The sequence below is a fragment of the Pseudomonas sp. 58 R 3 genome (assembly GCF_900006605.1).
GTDB lineage: Bacteria > Pseudomonadota > Gammaproteobacteria > Pseudomonadales > Pseudomonadaceae > Aquipseudomonas > Aquipseudomonas salomonii.
Map to the genome: position 1 here is coordinate 191,308 of NZ_CVTT01000052.1, position 20,173 is coordinate 211,480.

Sequence of the window (20,173 nt, forward strand, 5' to 3'; positions counted from 1 at the left end):
TATTAGGCAGACAGCATGATTGACACCATCGACCAGCAACTGATCAGCGCCTTGATGGACGACTCGCGCCTGTCGCTCAAGGCCTTGGCGGGCATTACCGGGTTATCATCGCCCAGCGTCGGCGAACGCTTGCGGCGCCTTGAAGAGCGCGGCGTGTTGACCCACTACACGGTGGATATCGACCCCAGGCATTTTGGCTACCTGCTGCAAGCCATCGTGCGCATCCGCCCCTTGCCGGGCAAATTGCAGGAGGTGGAGCGCCAGATCCAGGCGATCCCCGAGTTCACCGAGTGCGACAAAGTCACCGGCGATGACTGCTTTATCGCACGCCTGCATGTGCGCACCATGGACCAGCTCGACAGCCTGCTCGACCGTCTCAACGCTTATGCCGAAACCAATACGGCCATCGTCAAGAAAACCCCGGTAAAACGCCGTTTGCCGCCCTTGGGTGATTAGTGATTTCGCGTCACTAACGCAGTGACGCAATCGCTATTCTGTCATCACTGGCCGATCTTTATGCTGGGCTCCACTGATTGGAACCCACAGGTATAAAGCTCATGTACGTGATAACAGGCATTACAGGCAAAGTCGGCGGCGCCCTGGCGCGCAACCTCATCAAGGCAGGCCAACCGGTGCGCGCGGTGATGCGCGATGCCGGCAAGGCGGCCTACTGGGCCGATCAAGGTTGCGACGTGGTGTTTGCGCAAATGGATGACGCACCGGCATTAACCGAGGCGTTCAAGGGCGCAACCGGCGTGTTTATCCTGCCGCCTCCCGGGTTTGATCCGCAGCCGGGTTTTCCCGAAGCCCGTGCAGTGATTGCCGCCGTCAGCCAGGCGCTGCAGGCGGCCACGCCGAAAAAGGTGCTGTGCCTGTCGACCATCGGCGCCCAGGCCGCGGAGGTCAACCTGCTGACCCAACGCACCCTGATGGAACAAGCCCTGAGCTCGCTGGACATGCCGGTGACCTTTCTGCGGCCCGCCTGGTTTATGGAAAACGCGCGGTACGACCTGATTGCCGCGCGGGAAACCGGTGTGATCCACAGCTTCCTGCAACCTTTGGACAAAGCCGTGCCGATGATCGCCACCGCAGATATCGGCACCCTCGCCGCGCAGCTGCTGCAACAGGCGTGGGCCGGCCATCGGGTGGTTGAACTGGAGGGCCAGTGGGTCAGCCCCAACGACATCGCCCAGGGCTTGTCGCAGGTACTCGACCGCGACGTGCACGCTGAAGCGGTGGCGCGTGAGACGTGGGAAGCCTTGTTGCGTGCCCAGGGCGCCCAGAACCCCTTGCCACGTATGCGTATGGTCGATGGGTTCAATGAAGGTTGGATCTGTTTTGAGCAGGAGCAGGTGCTTAAAGGGCAAACATCGTTGCTGACGGTGCTGCGCGAACTGGCCGACAACACCCGCTGAGTGTTGCAAACAGGCTTCCTGTGGCGAGCAGGCTTGCCCTGCGCTGGGCTGCGCAGCAGCCCCAAACCAGCCACCGCGTATTTCCAGGTGTATTGCGTCGTCAGGTATAGGGGCCGCTTCGCGCCCCAACGCAGGGCAAGCCTGCTCGCCACAACAAGCCTGCTCACCACCGGAGGACGATTCAACACAGGGAGATGGGCGTAGACATATCGGGACACGCAAATGTGCCGGGCTGGGGCGATTGCGCTGCTAGCGTCAAAGTCTCTTATTCATGCAAGGAACAACGGAGTGTGTCCTCAACCCAATTCCCATCTGTTACGTCGTGGCCGCTATTCAGAAAATGGTCGAGCGTATTTGGTCACTGCCGTGGTGCATCAGCGTCTGCCCTTGTTTCGGGATTTTCAGCTGGGCCGTTTGTTGGTCGCAGAATTTAAACGAACTCATGAAGCGGGCCTGGTCAACTCACTGGCGTGGGTGGTGATGCCGGATCATTTTCATTGGTTGTTCGACCTGAACAACTCAACACTGCGCGATGTGATGCGCCAGACCAAGTCACGCAGCACGCTCAGTATCAATCGAGCCCGAAGCAGCCGAGAACGGTTCTGGCAGCGTGGTTACCATGACCGCGCCGTTCGAGCCGATGAAGATGTTCTGAAAATGGCCCGCTATATCATCGCCAACCCTCTGCGAGCCGGGCTGGTCGAGCACATTGGTGATTACCCGCTATGGGATGCGGCCTGGTTATAAAAAGCTTACTGGATGCACCGACCTGTTCCAGCAAACAGGCTCCCTGTGGCGAGCAGGCTTGCCCTGCGCTGGGCTGCGCAGCAGCCCCAAGCCAGCCACCGCGTATTTCCAGGTGTATTGCGTCTTCAGGTATAGGGGCCGCTTCGCGCCCCAACGCAGGGCAAGCCTGCTCGCCACAACAAGCCTGCTCACTACAACAAGCCTGCTGGCAACAAAGAGCTGTGTTCGCAGTGTTAGTCGTGCAGCGCTTTTGCAGCAGTCAGCAAGCCTTGAAATTTGCAATACCGGGCCTTCAGCGTCGTTTGTTGCCGGGCATCCGGCCTGTAGCGCATCTTCACCTTCATCCCCGCCGCCAACAGGTCGATGCCGAGCGCCATAAACCCCAACTTCGCCGCCCCCACGCACGCGCTCAGTTCACTGCCGTGCAGCGTGAAGATCTCCCGCTGCAGAATGTTGGCCAGCAACTGCGCCCAATACTCACTGCGGGCCCCGCCGCCGACCAAGGCGCAGGCGGTCACGTCGGCACCGGTCGATTGCACCGCACGCAGCGCATCGAGCAGGCCGAAACCTACGCCCTCCATCACGGCATAACCGAGCATCGCAGGGGTGCAGTCATGCCCCAGGTTCATAAACCCACCGCGCAATAACGGGTCGTTGTGCGGCGTGCGTTCACCGGCCAGGTACGGCAGAAACAACGGCGTCGACAGCGGCACCGGCTGCTCGATGGGCAACTGCGCCTGCACCTGATCCAGCAATGCTTGTTCATCCGGCTGGCCGGTCAAGCGCGTCACCCAGCGCAGACAACTGGCCCCGGCGAGCATGGCGCCCATGGTGTACCAGCGGTTGGGCAAGGCGTGGCAGAAACTGTGCACGGCACTGGCGGGGTTGCCGGCGGCGTGGTCGGTGATGGCGACGATGGCCGCGCTGGTGCCCAGGGTGATAAAGCCGTCACCGGCATTGACCGCACCGATACCCACCGCCGCCACCGGGTTATCGCCGCCGCCACCGGCAATCACCACCTCGGGCAACAGGCCCAACCCGCTGACATTCAGTACACCACCCGCCGCACCACCTTCCACCAGCCTGGGCATGTGGGCCAACGTCAGGCCGGTGGCGTGCAGCATCGGCGCAAACCATTCACGCTGCGCGACGTCCAGCCACAGGGTGCCGGCGGCATCCGACATATCGCTGATGCGCTCGCCCGTCAGGCATAACCGCAGGTAATCCTTGGGCGACAGCACACACTCAATCGCCCTGAATATTTCGGGTTCGTGCTGCTGCAACCACAGCAGTTTGGGCGCCGTCAGCCCGGCCATCGGCAGGCTGCCGGTGGTGTCGGCAAAGCCGCTGCCCAGTTGCTCGGCCTGGGCCACTGCGCGCGCGTCATCCCAAAGAATGGCCGGGTACAGCACACGATTATCCTTGCCCAGCAACACCGCGCCATGCATCTGCCCGGACAGGCCGATGCACGCCACACGCGCAAATGCCGCGTGTTCACGTAACTGCGCCAGCGCCTGCAAACAGGCCTGCCACCAGGCTTCGGGGGCCTGCTCGGACCAGCCGCTGTGGCGCCGTGAAACATTCAGGCGCACACCGGCGTGGGCCAGTACGCTGCCGTCGACGTCCATCAGGACCGCCTTGAGCTCTGAAGTGCCGAGGTCTATGCCGAGGGAAACAGGGTTGCGCATACGTCAGTTATTCCACTTCAATACAGCCACAGGAGTCACGCCGTTGCAGGCTCGGCGCCAGGCGCACGCTTTGGGTGGGTGCGCCGGGCGTGGCCATGCGTTGCAGCAGCATATGCACCGCGCGGGCGCCCAGTTCCTTGACCGGCTGGGCGATCAGGGTGAGGCGTGGCACGAAGAAATCCGCCCAGTCAAAATCGTCAAACCCCACCAGGGCCATCTGGCCTGGCACCTCAATGCGCGCATCACGCAGGGCGTGCATGGCACCCAGCGTCATCAGGTTATTGCCGGCCATGATTGCCGTGGGTGGCACCGGTAACGCCAACAACTGCACGGTGGCTTGCCGCGCAGGCTCGCTGTTGGAACCGCCGTTGACCAATAACTGTGGGTCGAACAGCAACCCCGCGGCCTGCAACGCCGCACGGTAACCGGCCACGCGTTCATCGGTAGTGCTCAGCCCTTCGCGTCCGGCAATAAAGCCGATGCGTCGGTGCCCATGCTCAATCAAGTGTGCGACCAGCGCCTGGGTGGACTGGGTGTTCTCCACCCCGACCTGATCAAACTGCGCGCTCATCATGCGGTCCACCAGCACCGTCGGCATCTCGTTGGCCTGCAGATATTCCAACGCGCTGGAGCCGGTCGACGGCGCCAATAAAATCCCGTCGACCCGCCGGTGATGCAGCGCCGTGACCACCCGCAACTCCTGCTCCGGGTCGTCGTGCGGGTCGGCAAACAGCATCATGTAGCCGTGGCGGACGCACTCGGTTTCAATCGCTTGCACGGTTTCGCTGAAGTAATGGTTGGATAACGCCGAGATCGCCACGCCAATGGTATTGGTGCTCGAACGCGCCAGCGAGCGCGCCAGGGTGTTGGGGATATAACCCAATGCCTGAATCGCGCGCTGCACCGCCTGCACCGTGGCCGGGCTGACCTTGCGGGTGCCGTTCAACACGTGGGACACGGTCGAGGTCGACACCCCGGCCCGGCTTGCCACGTCATCCATGGTGACCACGACGCTTTCCCCTTTAACTCAATGTTTACTCGACCAGCCGCTGTACGTCGCAACGTTGTCGCGGGTGATCAGTTTTGGCGTGAGCAGGGTAACCGCTTCGGCCGGGGCTTTGTCATTGAGAATGTCATTGCCGACGTTGACGGCAGTCTGGGCCATTGCCCAAGGGTCCTGGCTGGCAGAGGCCTGGATCTGGGTGTCGGCCTTCAGCGCGTTTTCGATATCCGGCGCACCGTCCACCGAGGTGATGATAATGCCGCTGCGCTTGAGCTGTTTGGCCGCCAGGTCGCTGCCGATGGCTTGCGGGTCATTGATCGCGAACAGGCCATCGATTTTCGGGAAGCGCGTGAGGTAACCCTGCATCACATTCAAGCCCCCTTCCCGCGAGCCTTTGCCGTCCTGGTCATCGGACAGCACCTTGATATCCGGTGCACCGGCGAATGCCGCCTTGCAGCCTTTGACGCGGTCGGTCACGGCGGTCACTTGCGGGCCGTTCTGGATAATCACATTGCCCTTGCCCGCCAGCTTGTCCACCAGGAACTGGCAGGCCAGCTTGCCGGCTTCGACGTTGTCGGTTTGCACCGTGGCATTCACGCCTTTGGCGTCCACATCCACCGCCACCACAACAATGCCGGCATCCCTGGCTTTCTTGATCGCCGAGGCCATGGCCGATGGGTCGACGGCATTGAGCAGGATCAGGTCAACCTTGGATGAGATGAAGTTGTCGATCTGGGAAAACTGCTTGCTCAAGTCATAGTCGGCCGACACCGATGTAACTTTCACAGCGGGGTTCAGCTCTTTGGCCCGTGCGGCGGCGCCGTCGGCCAGGGTCACGAAATACGGGTTGCCCAGCGAGCCCATGCTGATGCCCAGGGCTTTGAGTTCGCGGGCTTCGACGCCATGGGACATCAGGGCAGCCAAGGCCATAACGGGAAAGATACGTTTGAAGTTCATACCGGTCTCTCTTGTGATTGTTGTTGAGGTGAATCAGGTACGTGCGCCGGACTGGCGATAGCGATCCAGCGCCACTGCGCCGATGATCACGATGCCCTTGATGATGTACTGCCAGATATCCGATACCCCCAGCAGCACCAGGCCGTTGGTGAGCACCGCGATAATCAGTGCGCCGATCAGCGTGCCGCCGATGGTGCCCACGCCGCCGGTAAAACTGGTGCCACCCAGGATCACCGCCGCAATCGCATCCAGCTCATAGGATTGCCCCAGTTGCAGGCCGTTGGCGGCGAACAGGCGCGAGGCGCTCATCACCGCGCCAAGCCCGGCCAGTGCGCCGGACATGGCATACACAAACAGCAGCACTTTCCACACCTTGATGCCCGACAGCCGCGCCGCTTCCGGGTTGCCGCCCACCGAATAGATCTGCACGCCCATCACGGTGCGGCGCAATATGAACCACGACAGCAGCACCACGGCCACGGCGATGATCACCAGCCACGGCACGCCGAGCACGGAGTCATTGCCGATAAACGCAAACGGCAGGTCGGGGTTGAACACGGTTTTGTCATCGGCCAGCAAACGCGCCAAACCACGCATGGCAGTCAGCGCCCCCAGGGTGACGATAAACGGCGGCAGCCGCATGAAGGCGATCAGCCCGCCGTTGACCAGGCCCAGCAACAGACCGAAACCAATGCCCGCCGCAATCCCGAACATGCCGAACTGCGGCGACATCGATGCCTGCAAGGCCACCACCGCAGACGCCGCCAGAATCGCGCCCACCGACAGGTCAATACCCGCCGTCAGGATCACAAAGGTCATGCCCGCAGCCAGCACCACATTCACCGAGGCTTGCTGGGTGATGATCGACAGGTTCTGCACCGTCAGGAAGTTTTCGCTGGCCAGGGCAAAGCCCACCAGCAGCAAGACCAGCACCGGCAGCATGCCGACGGTGCGCATCAGCTCACGCACGCGTTCGGCCTTGCCGGTTGTTGCAATCATTGAATCAGCCATGGGCAGCCACCTGATCGCCACCAGTGGCGAGGTCGATAATTCGTTCCTGGGAAATGACGTGGCCCGAAGCCCCGCCGACTTCGGCCACTAACTGGCCTTCGCGCATGATCAGCACACGGTCGCAGGTGCCGATGATTTCCGGCAGCTCGCTGGAGATCACCACAATGCCCACACCGGCCAGCGCCAGTTGATTGATGATGCGGTAGATCTCGGACTTTGAGCCGATGTCGACACCACGGGTGGGTTCGTCGAGGATCAGCACATGCGGCTTGACCTCCAGCAGCCGCGCCAACAGCACCTTTTGCTGATTGCCACCGGACAGCGCGCCAACATTGACCTTGCCCGACGCCACGCGAATCGACAGCGACCTGATCGCATCGTTAGCGCGTTGCGCCGCGTGCCCACGGTCGAGCACGCCACCGGCATGTGCATCCGGCACACAGGCGCACACGTTGATGTTGTCGGCCACGCTCATGTCCAGGAACAGGCCTTGAGCCTTGCGGTCTTCGGTGAGGTACACGACGCCTGCGCGAATCGCATCCGCCGGATTTCGCAGTTGGGTGACGGTCTTGCCGACCACTTCCAGAGTGCCGCAGGTGCGCGGGTCGGCACCGAAAATCAGCCGCGCCAGTTCGGTGCGCCCAGCCCCGACCAGCCCGGCAATGCCCAACACTTCACCGGCGTGCAGGTCGAAACTGCAATTGCGCACGCGTTTGCCGTCAGCCATATCGCGCACGCGCATCACCACGTTGCCGGGGTTGTACGCGGCATGTTCCTTCTTGTAGAAGCCTGACAGGTCGCGGCCGACCATCATCTTTACCAATACTTCGGCCGACAGCGCATCGCGGGTCAGTTCGCCGATGTACTGGCCGTCGCGCAGCACCGAGACCCGGTCCGACAACTCGTAGATCTCGGCCATGCGGTGGCTGATATAGATGATCGCCAGGCCCTGGCTGCGCAGTTGTTTGATCAAGGCAAACAGGCGGTCGGTTTCACGCGATGACAGCGGCGTGGTCGGTTCGTCCATCACCAGAATGCGTGCATGGGCATGCAGGGCGCGGGCGATTTCGACCAATTGGCGCTCGGCAATCGACAGGCTGCTGACGGGCGTCGCGGGTTTGAACTCGGCGCCCAGGCGTTGCAGCACTTCGACGCAGCCTTCTTGCATGCCCTTGCGGTCGATGGTCCAGCCACGCCGCAGTTCACGGCCCAGGTAGATGTTCTCGGCCACGCTGAGGTTCGGGCACAGGCTCAGTTCCTGGTAGATCACGGCGATGCCGAGGGTCTTCGCAGTGGCAGGGTCAAAGGTGGCAACGGGCTGGCCGTCGATGCGGATTTCGCCGCCGGGGTCGGCCTGGTAAGCGCCGGAGAGGATTTTCATCAAGGTTGACTTGCCGGCGCCGTTCTCACCCATCAAGGCGTGAATTTCACCGGGGTAAACCTTCAGGCCGACATTCTTGAGCACGCGCAAACCGTTGAAGGTTTTGCTGATGCCCTGCATCTCAAGCAAGGGTTCAAGGCTCATGGATGAGCTCCTGGATTTATTATTTTTGTAATCGAGTGTTGCCGACTCTATGCCAGATGCATTTGCGTACGCAAGCGCTTGCGTGAGCATTTTTTGGTTTGATTAAACGTTTCATCAGGCGAAAAACACTGAAATGCATGCCAGGCGCGCCCAGATGCAATGAATTTTAAAGCCCCCCGGAATAAGCCTTCCGCCCTGCCCGCTCTGACCGCCAATGCAAGCGTTGTTGTTCACATCGGGGATCCCAAGGGTGCAGACGTTGGCCACGGCGCGTTGATCTATCCGTTTGAAGGCAGAAAGTTTCCGGAGGGACGCTTTCAGCCTTTGAATCGCCATAATCTCTGCTATTGTCCAAAGACCTCATCTCCTCCTCATCGCTTCAACGCGATCTTCTGTGAGCATGCTCTGCGACACCGCCGCACCGGTGTCGGACCTGAATGTCACGGAAGCCAAGCGATGGACTCAGCCTTACCCGACCCGCCGCAATCGCGCGCAGAAAAGATCGTCGAATTCAAGCGCCAGAAAACCCTGCTCAAGACCGGCGCGCTGCAAGACGCCATCTTTAACAGCGCGTATTTCTCCAGCATCGCCACTGACGAAAAAGGCGTGATCCAGATCTTCAACGTCGGCGCTGAACGCATGCTCGGCTATGCCGCCGGTGACGTGGTCAACCGCATTACTCCCGCCGACATCTCCGACCCCGCCGAGTTGATCACCCGCGCCGCCGCCCTCAGCCAGGAACTCGACACGCCCATCACCCCAGGCTTCGAAGCCCTGGTATTCAAGGCCTCGCGGGGCATCGAAGACATCTACGAGCTGACCTATATCCGCAAGGACGGCAGTCGCCTGTCGGCCATGGTCTCGGTCACCGCCTTGCGCAATCGCCACGATACGATCATCGGCTACCTGTTGATCGGCACCGACAACACTGCGCGCAAGCAGGAAGAGCTCGAGCGCCAGGGCTTTGAACGCGCGCTGGAAGAAAAGAACCTGGAGCTGGAACACGCCAACCATATGAAGTCCGAGTTCCTCGCGACCATGTCCCATGAATTGCGTACCCCGCTGAACGCGGTAATCGGCTTTTCCGAGGCGCTCAAGGACGGCCTGGTGGGCGACATGAGTGATATCCAGCGCGAATACATCGGCGATATTTTCACCAGTGGCCAGCACTTGCTGTCGCTGATCAACGACATTCTCGACCTGTCCAAAGTCGAGGCCGGGATGATGGACCTGGAACTGGAGCCGGTTGAACTCGCAGGCTTGCTGGCCAACAGTTTGTTGATCGTGCGCGAAAAAGCCGCCCTGCAACGCATCCAACTGAAACTGGACAGCCAGGGTGACTTCGGCACCCTGGCGCTGGACGTGCGCAAGACCAAGCAGATCATCTACAACCTGCTGGCCAATGCGGTGAAGTTCAGCGCGCACGGCAGCTGCGTGACCCTGACCGTGCGTGAAGTCAGCCGCGATCAAGTCGGGCGGATTGCCGGCGACTGGCCCGTGCACAGCTTCGCCCTGTCACCCAGTGTGCAGCAGCAGTTCCTTGAATTGAGCGTCAGCGATACCGGTATCGGCATTGCCGTGGACAACATGGGCAAACTGTTCAAGGCCTTCAGCCAGATCGACAGCAGCCTGGCGCGCAAATTCGAAGGCACTGGCCTGGGCCTGGCCATGGTCAAGCAGTTGACCGAATTGCAGGGCGGCAGCGTGGCGGTAGCCAGCCAACCCGACCTGGGCGCACGCTTTGTGGTGTGGTTGCCATTGCATCGCGCCAGGGAGGCCAGCGAATGACCGACATCCTGATCGTCGAAGACAACGAGGCGAACATGCGCCTGGCGCGCCTGTTACTGGTCAATGCCGGGTACAACGTGCTGTGGGCCGCCGACGCCGAAACCGGCCTGACCCTGGCCCGCGAACAGCAACCGGCGCTGATCCTGATGGATATCCAATTGCCCGGCATGGACGGCCTGGCGGCAACGCGCTTGCTCAAACAAGACCCCCACACCGCGCACATCCCGGTGATCGCCCTGACCGCCATGGCCATGAAGGAAGACTGCGAAAAAACCCGCCAGGCCGGCTGCGACGCGTATGTCAGCAAGCCCCTGAGCTACAAAGAGCTGTACCGCGTGATCGCCACCCTGCTGCCCCCACACACCACACCCTCTGCATGAGTCCTCTCCATGGCCAGCTCACCCGCAACGCTGTTGATCGTTGATGACGAACCCCAGGTTCGCAAGCTGCTGGAAACCCTGCTGCAACATGAGGGCTACCAGACCCTGTCCGCCAGCAGCGGCGAAGAAGCCTTGCAATTGGTGGCGCAGCAACCGCCCGACCTGATCCTGCTGGACATCATGATGCCAGGCATGGATGGCTATGAAGTCGCCAGCCAACTCAAGGGCAATGCCGCCACCGCGAATATCCCGATCATCATGCTCACGGCGCTCAGCGAGTCCGAGGCGCGGATCAGCGGCTTGGAAACCGGCGCCGAAGAATTCCTAAGCAAGCCGGTGGAGCATATCGAGTTATGGCTGCGGGTGCGCAACCTGCTGCGGCTCAAGGCCCATGGCGATCAATTGAAAACCCATAGCCTGATGCTCGAACAGCAACTGCAGAATCAACCCCGCGAAACCGTGCATGACCTGGCCCGTGAGGCGCTGGAAAACGACCTGTGTCTGGCGGTGGAGCGCAGCGATTTCACCCTGCATTACCAACCCAAGGTCGAGCTGGCCAGTGGTGCCGTGTGTGCCCTTGAAGCCCTGCTGCGCTGGGACCGCCCCGGCCATGGTGCGGTGTCGCCGGCGGTGTTTGTGCCGTTGCTGGAAACCCTGGGCCTGATCGTGCCCGTCGGCCGCTGGGTCATCGACAACGTGTGCCGCCAGATCGCCGCGTGGCAACGCAGCGATATTGGTGCGGTGGAGGTCTCGGTGAACGTCTCCGGGCATCAATTGATTGAAGGCGACCTGATTGCCGATATCGCCAGCAGCCTGAAAAATACCGGCGTTGAAGCCCATTGGCTGGAAGTGGAACTGACCGAAAGCTCACTGATGGAAAACACCCAGCACACCATCGCCAGCCTGCAACGCCTGCGCGCGATGGGCGTGAAAATCTCCATCGACGATTTCGGCACCGGCTATTCCAGCCTGGCCTACCTGCGGCGCTTCCCGATCGACACGCTGAAAATCGACATTGCGTTTATCCGCGAAGTCACCAGCAACCCGCAGGACGCAGCCATTACCCGCACCATCATTGAACTGGCCCACAGCCTGGAATTGCGCGTGGTGGCCGAAGGCGTCGAATCCCAGGCGCAGTTGGCGTTTCTGAAGGCGGCCGGCTGCGATCAGATCCAGGGCTACTTGTTCAGCCGGCCGTTGCCGATGCAAGAGCTTGAGCGTTTGCTCCTGGAAAAACGCAGCCTGGGACGAGGCTGGTGATGCCGTTGTGGCGAGGCTCGACGGCGTGCCTGAGCTGTTCAGGTCCCTGGGTTCGTGAGCCACACCACAATTGAAAATGTGGGAGCGGGCTTGCTCACGAAAGCGGAGTGTCAGCCAATACATCCTTCACTGATACACCGCTTTGGCGAGCAAGCCCGCTCCCACAAGGTGTGTGTGTATCTGGGAATCTAAGGGTCCAGCACCCCGCCGCTGTAGCTGTCCGACAACCGCGTCCCGGTAAATTTGGCCACCACCGAACCCTGGGCCACCAGGCGTTCGCGGTGGCCTGTCACCATCCGCCCGGTTTGTGCCGCGCGTAAAATCACTTCCGAAGACGGGTCGCCAGGGCGGCCGATGATGCGCGCGAAACGCTCGCCCTCCTCAACCGGGTCACCTAGATTTTTTTCAAACACCAGCACGCCGGCGCAGGGCGCCAGGACGGTTTCCATGCAGCCCATGTCCACCACCTCGCCCTGCCATTCGCTGATCGTGGCGACTTCATCAATTACGCCATTGATGCACAGCCACGCCCACAGCCCGTCGGCATCTTGTTGCGCGAGCGCGTCGCTGACATCGGCTTGCCCGCGCAATTCGACAGTCGCGACCAAGCGCGGCGCGCCATGGTTGATGATGGTTTCTTCAAAAGAGCCGTCACCGCCTTCATCCCACACAATCACCACCTCGGCCTGTAATGCGGCCGCCAGTGCCAGACCGTGGTCGGCCCAGAAACCGCGATGAATGTAGAGGTACGGCAGGGCCTCATCGTCGGTGTGCAGGTCCAGCACCAGGTCGGCATCGGCCGCCAACTGCACCAGACTTTTTTGCCATTGCGCCAGGTTGCTCGCCGGGCGTTCCATGGACAGGGAATGATCGAAGGCGCGGTTAAAGTTTTGCCCGGTGGCTTCATGGAAACGCCCGAGCAATTTGCCCTGGCGAAACTGGCCAATGCCAAACGGGTTGGCCTGGGGCACTACGGTCACGCTGCCGCGCAGACGGCCCTGGGCCTGGCACGCCTGCAAGCGCGGCAGCAGATGATGCAGCACCAGCATTCCGGCGATTTCATCGGCGTGTACGCCAGCCTGCAGGTGCACCTTGGGGCCACTGCCGTCGCCTTCAAAGCGCCAGGCGCCGATGTGCAGCGTGTTGCCGGCATCGCCTGGCACCTGCCACGAAAGGTCTTTCGCCATGCCTTGCCCTCCTCTGATCATTTAATCGCTAGAGATTGAACACACGTTCAATTAACCTGAGCACTCCGGTCTTACATCAAAGGCATTCCCGTGACTGTCGAGCCTCCCAAACTGCGCCGCGCCGACCCCGATGAACGCCGTGACCTATTGGTTGCCGCGACCCTCACCTGCCTGGCCCGCGACGGCCACGCCGGGATTTCGGTGCGGCGCATCGCCGCCCAAGCCGGGGTGTCGGTGGGCTTGCTCAACCACCATTTCGGCAGCATCGACGCGTTGATCGCCGAGACCTACCACAAGCTCGCCAATGAGCTGACCAGCGCGTTATGGGCGCAAGTCGAGCTGGCCGAAGGCGCCGCCGCGCGTCTGGACGCGTTTCTGCGCGCGTCGTTTTCACCACGGGTGATGGACCCCGACCTGCTCGGCGTGTGGGTGGTGTTCTGGAGCCTGATCCGCCACTCGCCCCACGTAAACCAGTCCCACGAAAACAGCTACCGCGCCTACCTGGCGCTGATCCAGCAACTGCTGGACGACCTGGCCCGCAGCGAAAACCTCAAGATCGACGACAGCCACCTGGCCGCCATCGGCCTATCGGCGATGCTCGACGGGCTTTGGCTCGAGGGGTGTCTGAACCCCGGCACTTTCAGCCCCGCCAACGGGCTGCACATTTGTCGCTGCTGGGTACAGGGGTTGCGTCACGGCGCATTCGGCGCCGACCACGTCCTGTGATTCCGGGTGGCGGGCGCTGAGCATGGCCAGGGTGCCGCTGACCGCGATCAACACCGCGCCGATGATCAGCGACACATCCATCGACGTGCCCCAGATCAGGCTCGAGAGCAAAAACGCCCAAATCAACCCGGTGTATTCGAACGGCGCCAGCAAGGTCGCCGTGGCCCGGCGGAAACTCGCAAACAACAGGAACTGACCTATGCCGCCGACCAGACCTGCGGCCAGCATCCCCAGCCAGGCCGGGGTCGGCGCCGGGGTGTGGGTCCAGGGCAAGGTCACCGCCATGCACATCACGAATACCACGTTGGTGATCAGCATCTGCTCCAGCACCGAGGTAGCCGGGTCGACCTGGCGCAGCTGGATATAGGTGAACGCCCAACACAAGGCGGCGGCCAACGTCAGCATGATGGGCAGCGGATCGACCATGTTGTTCGGGCGACAAGCGATTACCACGCCGACAAAGCCGATGATCAGCGCCACCCATTGCCCACGACTGGCACGCTCCTTGAGGATCAGCGCAGCCAGCAGCGTGACCATGATCGGTGCGGAGAAATACAAGGTGGTCATTTCCGCCAGGGTCAAGTCCTTGGCGGCGGTGTAATACAGCAACCACGCCAGCAGCGAGAGCAGCCCGCGAATGATCAGCCGCTTGCGGCTCACCGAGGTCCATGCCCTGCGCAACAGGCCCATGCGGCCGGCGATCACGCAGGCGCCGACCACCACCAGGCTGCGCCAGAACAGAATGCTGAACACCGAGTAATCGGCCACCAGCCATTTGATCGCCGCGTCCTGCAACGCCAGGAACGCGTAGGCCAGTGAGCACAGGGCAATTCCCTGCAGCGCGCGGTCCTGTTTCATCCCGCCGACCTGCGCAACGGCGTGCCGCGCCGTTCGGCGATGGCGTAAATGCCCTCGATCAGGAAGGTCAGGCACAGGTAAACACTGGCCACCAGCAGCAAGGGTTGATAGATCTGCAAGGTCTGTGCACGCACCACGTTAGCCGCGCCCAGCAGGTCGACCACGGCGATGGTCGACGCCAGCGCGGTGGATTTGAGCAGCATCACCGTCTCACCGGCCAGGGTCGGCAACAGCAGGCGCATCGCCCGTGGCAAGCGCACCCGCAGCAGCGCTTGACGCGGGGTCATGCCGAACGCCGCAGCGGCTTCCATTTCGCCCTTGGGCACCGCCAGCAGGCCTCCGCGAATCACTTCACCGACATAGGCGCCCACCGACAGCACCAGGGCAAACACAATGTACCAGTAGCCGTCACGCAGGAACGGCCACACAAAGCTGCCCCGAATCATCGGGAACTGGGCGAACAGGCTGCCCAGGCCGTAGTAGAAAATGTAGATCTGGATCAGCAGCGGCGTACCGCGCAGCACACTGGTGTAGGCCAGCGCACTGCGCGCCAGCCACTTACGGCGTGACAACCGCGCCAGCGCCACCAGCACCGCCAGGGCAAAACCCAGCACCGCGCTGATCAACAGCAACGACAAGGTGGCCTGCAAGCCCTTGGCGATCAGCCCCGCATAGTAACTTATCCACTCAGGCATGCGCGCCTCACTCGACAACCGGCATCCAGCGACGAATACGTCGCTCCAGGCGCCCGGACAGGTAGTTGGAAGCCAGCGTCACCAGGTAATACAAGGCGGCGGCCGTGAGGTAGAACAGCAAATAATGACGTGTGGAACCCGCCGCCTGCTTGGCGGTGTACAGCAGCTCGTTGGTGCCGACCACGCTGATCAAGGCGCTGTCCTTGATCAGGTTGATCCACAGGTTGGACATGCCCGCCAGCGCGTACGGCGCCATGATCGGCAAGGTCACCCGGCGAAACAGGCCAACGCCGCTCAAGCCAAAGGCTCGCGCCGCTTCTATCTGGCCGTGGGGAATCGCCAGGATCGCCGCGCGGAAAATCTCCGACGCATAGGCGCCCTGCACCAGCCCCAATACCAGGATCGCCACCAACGGCCCGCTGATGTTGACCTGGGCAAACCCCAGCCACAGCATCAAGGCGTTTAGGCCCATGGAGCCTGCGTAATACAGCAGCAGGATCAGCAGCAGTTCCGGCACCGCGCGAAACACCGTGGTGTAACCGCGCATCAACAGCGCAATCGGGCGCGGCGCACTGAGCTTGGCGCAGGCCACCACCAGGCCGATCAGCAAGCCCACGGCAAATGCGCCGACGGAGATTTGCAGGGTCATCCATAACCCTTTGAGCAGTGCGTTGCCCCATCCTTGGTCACCAAAGCTGAGGAGATCGAGCATTATTCGGTCTTCTGGGCGATTGGCTGGTAGGGGCTGTCACAGGTCTTGCTCACAAACGCCGGCGTGTCGCCGCGCTTGCACGGGCTGACCGACAGGCCGAAGTAGTGCTGGGACAAGTCGTCATAGTCCTTGCTCACCAGCAGCTCACCGATGGCCTTGTCCAGGCGGGCCTTGAGCGCGGTGTCTTCCTTGCGCAAACCGGCGCCGACGCCGCGCCCGATGATCGGGTCGTAGGGCACGCTGGCGATATGCGCCAGGCCGCTGGCTTCCGGGGTCTTGACCATCATGGCGATGGCGGTGTCGTCGGCCATCATGTAGTCGATACGCCCGGCGATCAGGTCGGCATTCGCCGATTCCTGGGTGTCGTAGTACTTAAGGTCAGCGATATTTTCGTAGTACTTCTTCAGGTAGTTGGCGCTGACTGTGGAGATCTGCACGCCGATCAGCTTGCCCTTGAGGCCTTCGGGGGTGATGTCCACCGTGGCGCCTTTGGGGCCTGCCACGCCCAGCAGTGAATCGTAATAGGCGCGGCTGAAGGCGATCTGTTTTTCACGCTCATCGGTGACCGACATCGAAGAGAAAATCACGTCGATTTTCTTCGCCAGTAACGACGGGATGATGCCGTCCCACGCCACTTCCTTGATCTGACACTCGGCTTTCATGCCTTCACACAGCTTGTGGATCAGGTCCACTTCAAAGCCCGACCACTGGCCGTTCCCACCTTTTACGGTGAACGGCGGATAGGGTTCGGCCGCCACCGCAAACACGATGGGTTTTTCTGCCGCCTGGGTAAAACCTGCGGTCAACATCAACACTGCACTGCCCAACCACGTTGCCATGCGTTTGCATTTCATGATTTGCCCCGTCTTTTTCTGGAGTTAGCGAGTTTGATGCGCGTTGACGAACTGTCGGCAACGCTCACTGCGTGGGTCGAAGAACACCGCGTCCGGCGTGCCGGTTTCTTCGATCAAGCCTTGGTGCAGAAACGCCACTTTGGACGACACATCCCGGGCGAAGGCCATTTCATGGGTGACCAGGATCATGGTGCGGCCTTCTTCGGCCAGGGAGCGGATCACCCGCAGCACTTCGCCCACCAGTTCGGGGTCCAGGGCTGAGGTGGGTTCATCGAACAGCATGACTTTGGGGCGCATGGCCAACGCACGGGCAATCGCCACACGCTGCTGTTGGCCGCCGGACAGGAACGCCGGGAATTCGTTGCGTTTGGCGGCCAGGCCAACGCGGTCGAGCAAGGCTTCGGCGCGTTCGATGGCTTCGGCACGGCTTTCGCGCAGCACCTGGGTGGGCGCTTCGATAAGGTTTTCGAGGACGGTGCGGTGCGGCCACAGGTTGAAGTTCTGGAACACCATGCCCAGGGTCGAACGGATGCGCACCAGTTGCTTGGCATCGGCCACCAGTGGCGCACCGGGCATGCCGTAATTGAGCTTGATGCTTTCACCGTCGACATGAATGCTGCCCTGGTCGGGCACTTCAAGCATATTGATGCAGCGCAGCAAGGTGCTTTTGCCCGAGCCGCTGGCACCGATCAACGAAATCACCTCACCTTCGTTGGCCGTAAGCGAGATGCCCTTGAGCACTTCGATATTGCCGAAGCGCTTATGCAGGTCGATCACCTCAATCATCTTGCGCGCTTCGACCGGCGCCAGCACTTCGATTTTTGGCGTCGGCGCCACACGCGGCTCACCGGCAAGCTTGGCGACAAACCCGGCGATACGCTGGCAGGCCTCAGCCAGGCGGGCTTCGCCCAAGGTGAACGACAGCCGCACAAACCCTTGCGCCGGCTCGCCAAACGCCGCGGCATCCAGCACCGACACGCCCGCCTCGCGGAACAGGCGCCAGGCAAAATCCAGTGAGCCCAGGCCCGTGCCGCGCACGTCCACCAGCACAAACATCCCGGCTTGGGGCGCCTGCACCTTGATGCCGGGGCACGCACTCAGGCCGGCCACGACCAGGTCACGGCGGCGCCGGTAGATATCGCGCATGCCCACCGTCACTTCATCATGGGCCAGCACCGCCGCCGTGGCGGCTTCCATCACAAACCCCGGCAAGCCGTAGAGCATGCTCAGCACCAGGGTTTCGGCGTGGCTGATCATGTCCGGCGAGGCGATCAGCCAGCCGGTTCGCCAGCCGGTCATGGCGTGGGATTTGGACAGGCTGCCGATCACGATGCAGCGCTCGGCCATGCCGGGTAACGCGGCGAGGCTGTGGTATTGGCCGTCGAACACCAGGCTTTCGTAGACCTCATCCACCACGACCCACAGGTCATGGGCAATGGCCAGGTCGGCTATCGCTTGCAGTTCCTGCGGGTTGAGCACCACGCCGGTGGGGTTGTTGGGGTTGGAGAAAAAGATGGCGCGGCTGCGCGGGGTAATGGCGGCGGCGAGCATGCGTGCATCCAGGCGAAACCCGGACTCCGGCGAGCACGGTACGCGCACCAGCGTGGCGCCGCTGGCGTTGAGTGTGGCTTCGTAGGTGACGTACATCGGGTCGAGCACCAGCACTTCATCACCGGCTTGCAGCAGGCACAGGGAACTGATGAACAACGCGTTTTGTGCGCCGGGCACGATGATCACGTTTTCGGCGCTCAGTGAGCGCGCCAGGGTCTTGCTGTAGCGCGCTGCGACGGCCTCGCGCAGGGCGCTGCGGCCCGGGATTTCGGTGTAGTGGGTGTCGCCGCTGTGCAATGCGCTGACAGCGGCGTCGGTGATGAACGACGGCGTGGCGAAATCGGGGTCGCCGACGCTGAGGATGATGATGTCTTCGCCCTGGCTTGCGGCCTGGAACGCTGCGTGGTGGATGTCCCAGGCGGCGACGCCCTGCCCTGCAATTCGTTCGACGAAGGGGGAAAACCGCATGCCAGAGCCTCTCGTTCAAGAAGAAAAAGCGCAAACCCGTTGGTGTGCTAACGGGTGGATGGGGTCAACATAGTGCAAACTGAACAGTCGTTCAATGGGTATGTTTGAGGGGGTGTCGTTTATCGAGTGAACAGGTCGTGAATAACATTTCCTGGGGATGGGAGCCTGAATTCTGCATAAGCTGAAAAGCTGCTTTTTTGTGGGAGTGTGACTCCGCTGTCGCTCTGGCCCTTACACCCTTGCGGAATTCGACATTGATGGGGGTAAGGATCAGATTGATAGAGGCTTACCGTTGGGTCATCAGGTCACAGCGAGGGTCTTGCAACTCCTCGGCTGAACCCAGGTTCAGTTCAGTCAAGGTGACGTGGGTGCTGAGCAACACAAAGCTGCCATCGTCGCGGGGCGCCATCAGCAGGCTGTACTGGCTCATGCTGCCGCCCTGGGCATCGACGTAGTCACGCAACACCTCCAGGGGGTCGCGCGCATCCGCGTCCGCCGCCGACAACGTGCGGGCACTGTAGGTGTGCCCCATCAGGCGCGTGGGCAGTACGCGCCACTGTTCATCGAGGCTGTCGCCCTGTTGGTTGAGGAAAGCGAAGGTATACGGGCGCAGGCAGGCGATGTGCAGGTGGAACTGGTTCTGCGAGCGCCCGTAGCGGGAGTTGATCGCCACCGAGACGAAAGCGTCCGGGATTGCTGCTACCAGGCCCGCCGACAGCACCGCACGGTGCCGCCAGGCCTGGGTAAAGTAATGCGGCAGCAGGTGACGACCCAAGGCCGGGTCTTCAATGCCGGTGATTTTATCCACGGGAATCAACAGGTCCTGGAACGGGCCGTTGCGGTCTTTGAGCAGGCTGTAGCCTCGGTCCAGATCCACCGCCAGGCACGGGCCGGGGTTTTGATGCTGTTGCTGGTCGGGTACACATTGCCGGCTGACGATACGCCACAACGCGTCGGGGTTGCCCCGCCATTGCCAGGCCCCCAGCAATGCCAGCACAGCGAGCAAACCACCAGCGATCTTGAATACGGTACCGCGCTTCATGCAAAAACCTCGACGAGCAGGGAGGGTGTTTTTGTGCCGACATCCCTGTCGTTAAGGCTAACGTTTGGCGGGGGCGAAAAATTCCGACCCGATTGGATCTTTTATTGCGCTGACAAGAATACGGTCGATATGTGTCAGATCATCGGCCGTCAGGTGCCAGCCAAACACCCCTTTAAACCGGGGCTGCGCCAATTGATGGACATGATCCGCATGAAAACCATCGGTTCGCAGTTAATGGAAACACATTGAACCTAGGTCGGGCAGGCTGGCCCAGGGGGGCGAAATATAGGGTAACGACTGAATCGG

General features: G+C 61.6%; 19 protein-coding genes and 1 pseudogene. 8 read left to right on the top strand and 12 right to left on the bottom strand.

What is annotated here, in order from left to right:
* The first annotated feature begins 15 nt into the window (after positions 1–15).
* The 3 genes from BFP92_RS14750 (at position 16) to BFP92_RS14760 (ending at position 2,162) form a co-directional block, all read left to right on the top strand.
* Positions 16–456, top strand: coding sequence for an Lrp/AsnC family transcriptional regulator (locus tag BFP92_RS14750; RefSeq protein WP_065930060.1), 441 nt, complete (start codon positions 16–18; stop codon positions 454–456).
* 101 nt (positions 457–557) lie between these two features.
* Entirely contained in the window at positions 558–1,415 is an 858-nt protein-coding gene (locus BFP92_RS14755; RefSeq protein WP_065930061.1) for an NmrA family NAD(P)-binding protein, read from the top strand.
* A gap of 288 nt (positions 1,416–1,703) precedes the next feature.
* Positions 1,704–2,162 carry an REP-associated tyrosine transposase gene (locus BFP92_RS14760; RefSeq protein ID WP_065930062.1) on the top strand — a complete coding sequence of 153 codons (459 nt, stop codon included), beginning with the start codon at positions 1,704–1,706 and terminating at the stop codon, positions 2,160–2,162.
* Positions 2,163–2,395: 233 nt separating this feature from the next.
* On the opposite strand, the gene xylB is transcribed toward BFP92_RS14760, so the two are convergent.
* The 5 genes from xylB to BFP92_RS14785 are packed head-to-tail and all read right to left on the bottom strand — an operon-like array spanning position 2,396 to position 8,346.
* Entirely contained in the window at positions 2,396–3,850 is a 1,455-nt protein-coding gene (gene xylB, locus BFP92_RS14765; protein ID WP_065930063.1) for a xylulokinase, read from the bottom strand.
* Positions 3,851–3,857: 7 nt separating this feature from the next.
* Positions 3,858–4,859 carry a LacI family DNA-binding transcriptional regulator gene (locus BFP92_RS14770; RefSeq protein ID WP_058420329.1) on the bottom strand — a complete coding sequence of 334 codons (1,002 nt, stop codon included), beginning with the start codon at positions 4,857–4,859 and terminating at the stop codon, positions 3,858–3,860.
* A gap of 18 nt (positions 4,860–4,877) precedes the next feature.
* Entirely contained in the window at positions 4,878–5,810 is a 933-nt protein-coding gene (locus tag BFP92_RS14775) for an ABC transporter substrate-binding protein (protein WP_065930064.1), read from the bottom strand.
* A gap of 33 nt (positions 5,811–5,843) precedes the next feature.
* A complete protein-coding gene (locus tag BFP92_RS14780; RefSeq protein WP_017135608.1) occupies positions 5,844–6,821 on the bottom strand; it encodes an ABC transporter permease subunit in 978 nt (325 codons plus the stop codon).
* Entirely contained in the window at positions 6,814–8,346 is a 1,533-nt protein-coding gene (locus tag BFP92_RS14785) for a sugar ABC transporter ATP-binding protein (protein ID WP_065930065.1), read from the bottom strand. Before BFP92_RS14785 ends, BFP92_RS14780 begins: the two co-directional genes overlap by 8 nt.
* 456 nt (positions 8,347–8,802) lie before the next feature.
* Between BFP92_RS14785 and BFP92_RS14795 the strand changes: the two genes are divergently transcribed.
* From BFP92_RS14795 to BFP92_RS14805, 3 genes are read left to right on the top strand one after another with little or no spacing between them, the layout of a single operon-like run.
* The gene (locus tag BFP92_RS14795) at positions 8,803–10,134 is read left to right on the top strand and encodes a sensor histidine kinase (protein WP_065930067.1); all 1,332 of its coding nucleotides are present in this window, start codon (positions 8,803–8,805) and stop codon (positions 10,132–10,134) included.
* Positions 10,131–10,514 carry a response regulator gene (locus BFP92_RS14800; protein WP_065930068.1) on the top strand — a complete coding sequence of 128 codons (384 nt, stop codon included), beginning with the start codon at positions 10,131–10,133 and terminating at the stop codon, positions 10,512–10,514. The genes BFP92_RS14795 and BFP92_RS14800 overlap by 4 nt, the downstream gene beginning before the upstream one ends.
* 9 nt (positions 10,515–10,523) lie before the next feature.
* Positions 10,524–11,774, top strand: a complete 1,251-nt coding sequence (locus BFP92_RS14805) for an EAL domain-containing response regulator (protein ID WP_065930069.1) — start codon at positions 10,524–10,526, stop codon at positions 11,772–11,774.
* Between the two features lie 188 nt (positions 11,775–11,962).
* On the opposite strand, the gene BFP92_RS14810 is transcribed toward BFP92_RS14805, so the two are convergent.
* A complete protein-coding gene (locus BFP92_RS14810; RefSeq protein ID WP_065930070.1) occupies positions 11,963–12,961 on the bottom strand; it encodes a M14 family metallopeptidase in 999 nt (332 codons plus the stop codon).
* Between the two features lie 201 nt (positions 12,962–13,162).
* Between BFP92_RS14810 and BFP92_RS30440 the strand changes: the two are divergent.
* Positions 13,163–13,591, top strand: a pseudogene (locus tag BFP92_RS30440) (TetR family transcriptional regulator C-terminal domain-containing protein); the annotation flags it as partial.
* Here the strand turns inward: BFP92_RS30440 and BFP92_RS32060 are convergent.
* The 6 genes from BFP92_RS32060 to BFP92_RS14845 all read right to left on the bottom strand — a co-directional run bounded on the left by BFP92_RS32060 (position 13,547) and on the right by BFP92_RS14845 (position 19,867).
* On the bottom strand, positions 13,547–14,545 hold the full coding sequence (locus tag BFP92_RS32060; protein ID WP_065930071.1) for a DMT family transporter: 999 nt from the start codon (positions 14,543–14,545) through the stop codon (positions 13,547–13,549). The pseudogene BFP92_RS30440 and the gene BFP92_RS32060 sit on opposite strands and share 45 nt — an antisense overlap.
* Positions 14,542–15,240 (bottom strand): ABC transporter permease, encoded by a 699-nt coding sequence (locus tag BFP92_RS14825; protein ID WP_065930072.1) that lies wholly within the window; start codon positions 15,238–15,240, stop codon positions 14,542–14,544. Before BFP92_RS14825 ends, BFP92_RS32060 begins: the two co-directional genes overlap by 4 nt.
* Before the next feature lie 7 nt (positions 15,241–15,247).
* Positions 15,248–15,952, bottom strand: coding sequence for an ABC transporter permease (locus BFP92_RS14830; RefSeq protein ID WP_056859985.1), 705 nt, complete (start codon positions 15,950–15,952; stop codon positions 15,248–15,250).
* On the bottom strand, positions 15,952–16,806 hold the full coding sequence (locus tag BFP92_RS14835) for a transporter substrate-binding domain-containing protein (protein WP_065930073.1): 855 nt from the start codon (positions 16,804–16,806) through the stop codon (positions 15,952–15,954). Before BFP92_RS14835 ends, BFP92_RS14830 begins: the two co-directional genes overlap by 1 nt.
* Before the next feature lie 24 nt (positions 16,807–16,830).
* The gene (locus tag BFP92_RS32290; protein WP_065930074.1) at positions 16,831–18,825 is read right to left on the bottom strand and encodes an aminotransferase class I/II-fold pyridoxal phosphate-dependent enzyme; all 1,995 of its coding nucleotides are present in this window, start codon (positions 18,823–18,825) and stop codon (positions 16,831–16,833) included.
* Positions 18,826–19,111: 286 nt separating this feature from the next.
* Positions 19,112–19,867, bottom strand: coding sequence for a CDP-diacylglycerol diphosphatase (locus tag BFP92_RS14845; RefSeq protein WP_065930075.1), 756 nt, complete (start codon positions 19,865–19,867; stop codon positions 19,112–19,114).
* A 33-nt stretch (positions 19,868–19,900) separates the two neighbouring features.
* Between BFP92_RS14845 and BFP92_RS31720 the strand changes: the two genes are divergently transcribed.
* Positions 19,901–20,116, top strand: a complete 216-nt coding sequence (locus tag BFP92_RS31720; RefSeq protein WP_163005437.1) for a hypothetical protein — start codon at positions 19,901–19,903, stop codon at positions 20,114–20,116.
* Positions 20,117–20,173 lie beyond the last annotated feature (57 nt).

Excerpts from the sequence above, each read along its gene's own strand:
- BFP92_RS14800 (WP_065930068.1), top strand. The coding sequence starts at position 10,131 with ATGACCGACATCCTGATCGTCGAAGACAACGAGGCGAACATGCGCCTG.
- BFP92_RS14835 (WP_065930073.1), bottom strand. The coding sequence starts at position 16,806 with ATGAAATGCAAACGCATGGCAACGTGGTTGGGCAGTGCAGTGTTGATG.
- BFP92_RS14785 (WP_065930065.1), bottom strand. The coding sequence starts at position 8,346 with ATGAGCCTTGAACCCTTGCTTGAGATGCAGGGCATCAGCAAAACCTTC.
- BFP92_RS14845 (WP_065930075.1), bottom strand. The coding sequence starts at position 19,867 with ATGAAGCGCGGTACCGTATTCAAGATCGCTGGTGGTTTGCTCGCTGTG.
- BFP92_RS14810 (WP_065930070.1), bottom strand. The coding sequence starts at position 12,961 with ATGGCGAAAGACCTTTCGTGGCAGGTGCCAGGCGATGCCGGCAACACG.
- BFP92_RS14830 (WP_056859985.1), bottom strand. The coding sequence starts at position 15,952 with ATGCTCGATCTCCTCAGCTTTGGTGACCAAGGATGGGGCAACGCACTG.
- BFP92_RS14780 (WP_017135608.1), bottom strand. The coding sequence starts at position 6,821 with ATGGCTGATTCAATGATTGCAACAACCGGCAAGGCCGAACGCGTGCGT.
- xylB (WP_065930063.1), bottom strand. The coding sequence starts at position 3,850 with ATGCGCAACCCTGTTTCCCTCGGCATAGACCTCGGCACTTCAGAGCTC.
- BFP92_RS32290 (WP_065930074.1), bottom strand. The coding sequence starts at position 18,825 with ATGCGGTTTTCCCCCTTCGTCGAACGAATTGCAGGGCAGGGCGTCGCC.
- BFP92_RS14755 (WP_065930061.1), top strand. The coding sequence starts at position 558 with ATGTACGTGATAACAGGCATTACAGGCAAAGTCGGCGGCGCCCTGGCG.
- BFP92_RS14825 (WP_065930072.1), bottom strand. The coding sequence starts at position 15,240 with ATGCCTGAGTGGATAAGTTACTATGCGGGGCTGATCGCCAAGGGCTTG.
- BFP92_RS14775 (WP_065930064.1), bottom strand. The coding sequence starts at position 5,810 with ATGAACTTCAAACGTATCTTTCCCGTTATGGCCTTGGCTGCCCTGATG.
- BFP92_RS14750 (WP_065930060.1), top strand. The coding sequence starts at position 16 with ATGATTGACACCATCGACCAGCAACTGATCAGCGCCTTGATGGACGAC.
- BFP92_RS14795 (WP_065930067.1), top strand. The coding sequence starts at position 8,803 with ATGGACTCAGCCTTACCCGACCCGCCGCAATCGCGCGCAGAAAAGATC.
- BFP92_RS14805 (WP_065930069.1), top strand. The coding sequence starts at position 10,524 with ATGGCCAGCTCACCCGCAACGCTGTTGATCGTTGATGACGAACCCCAG.
- BFP92_RS32060 (WP_065930071.1), bottom strand. The coding sequence starts at position 14,545 with ATGAAACAGGACCGCGCGCTGCAGGGAATTGCCCTGTGCTCACTGGCC.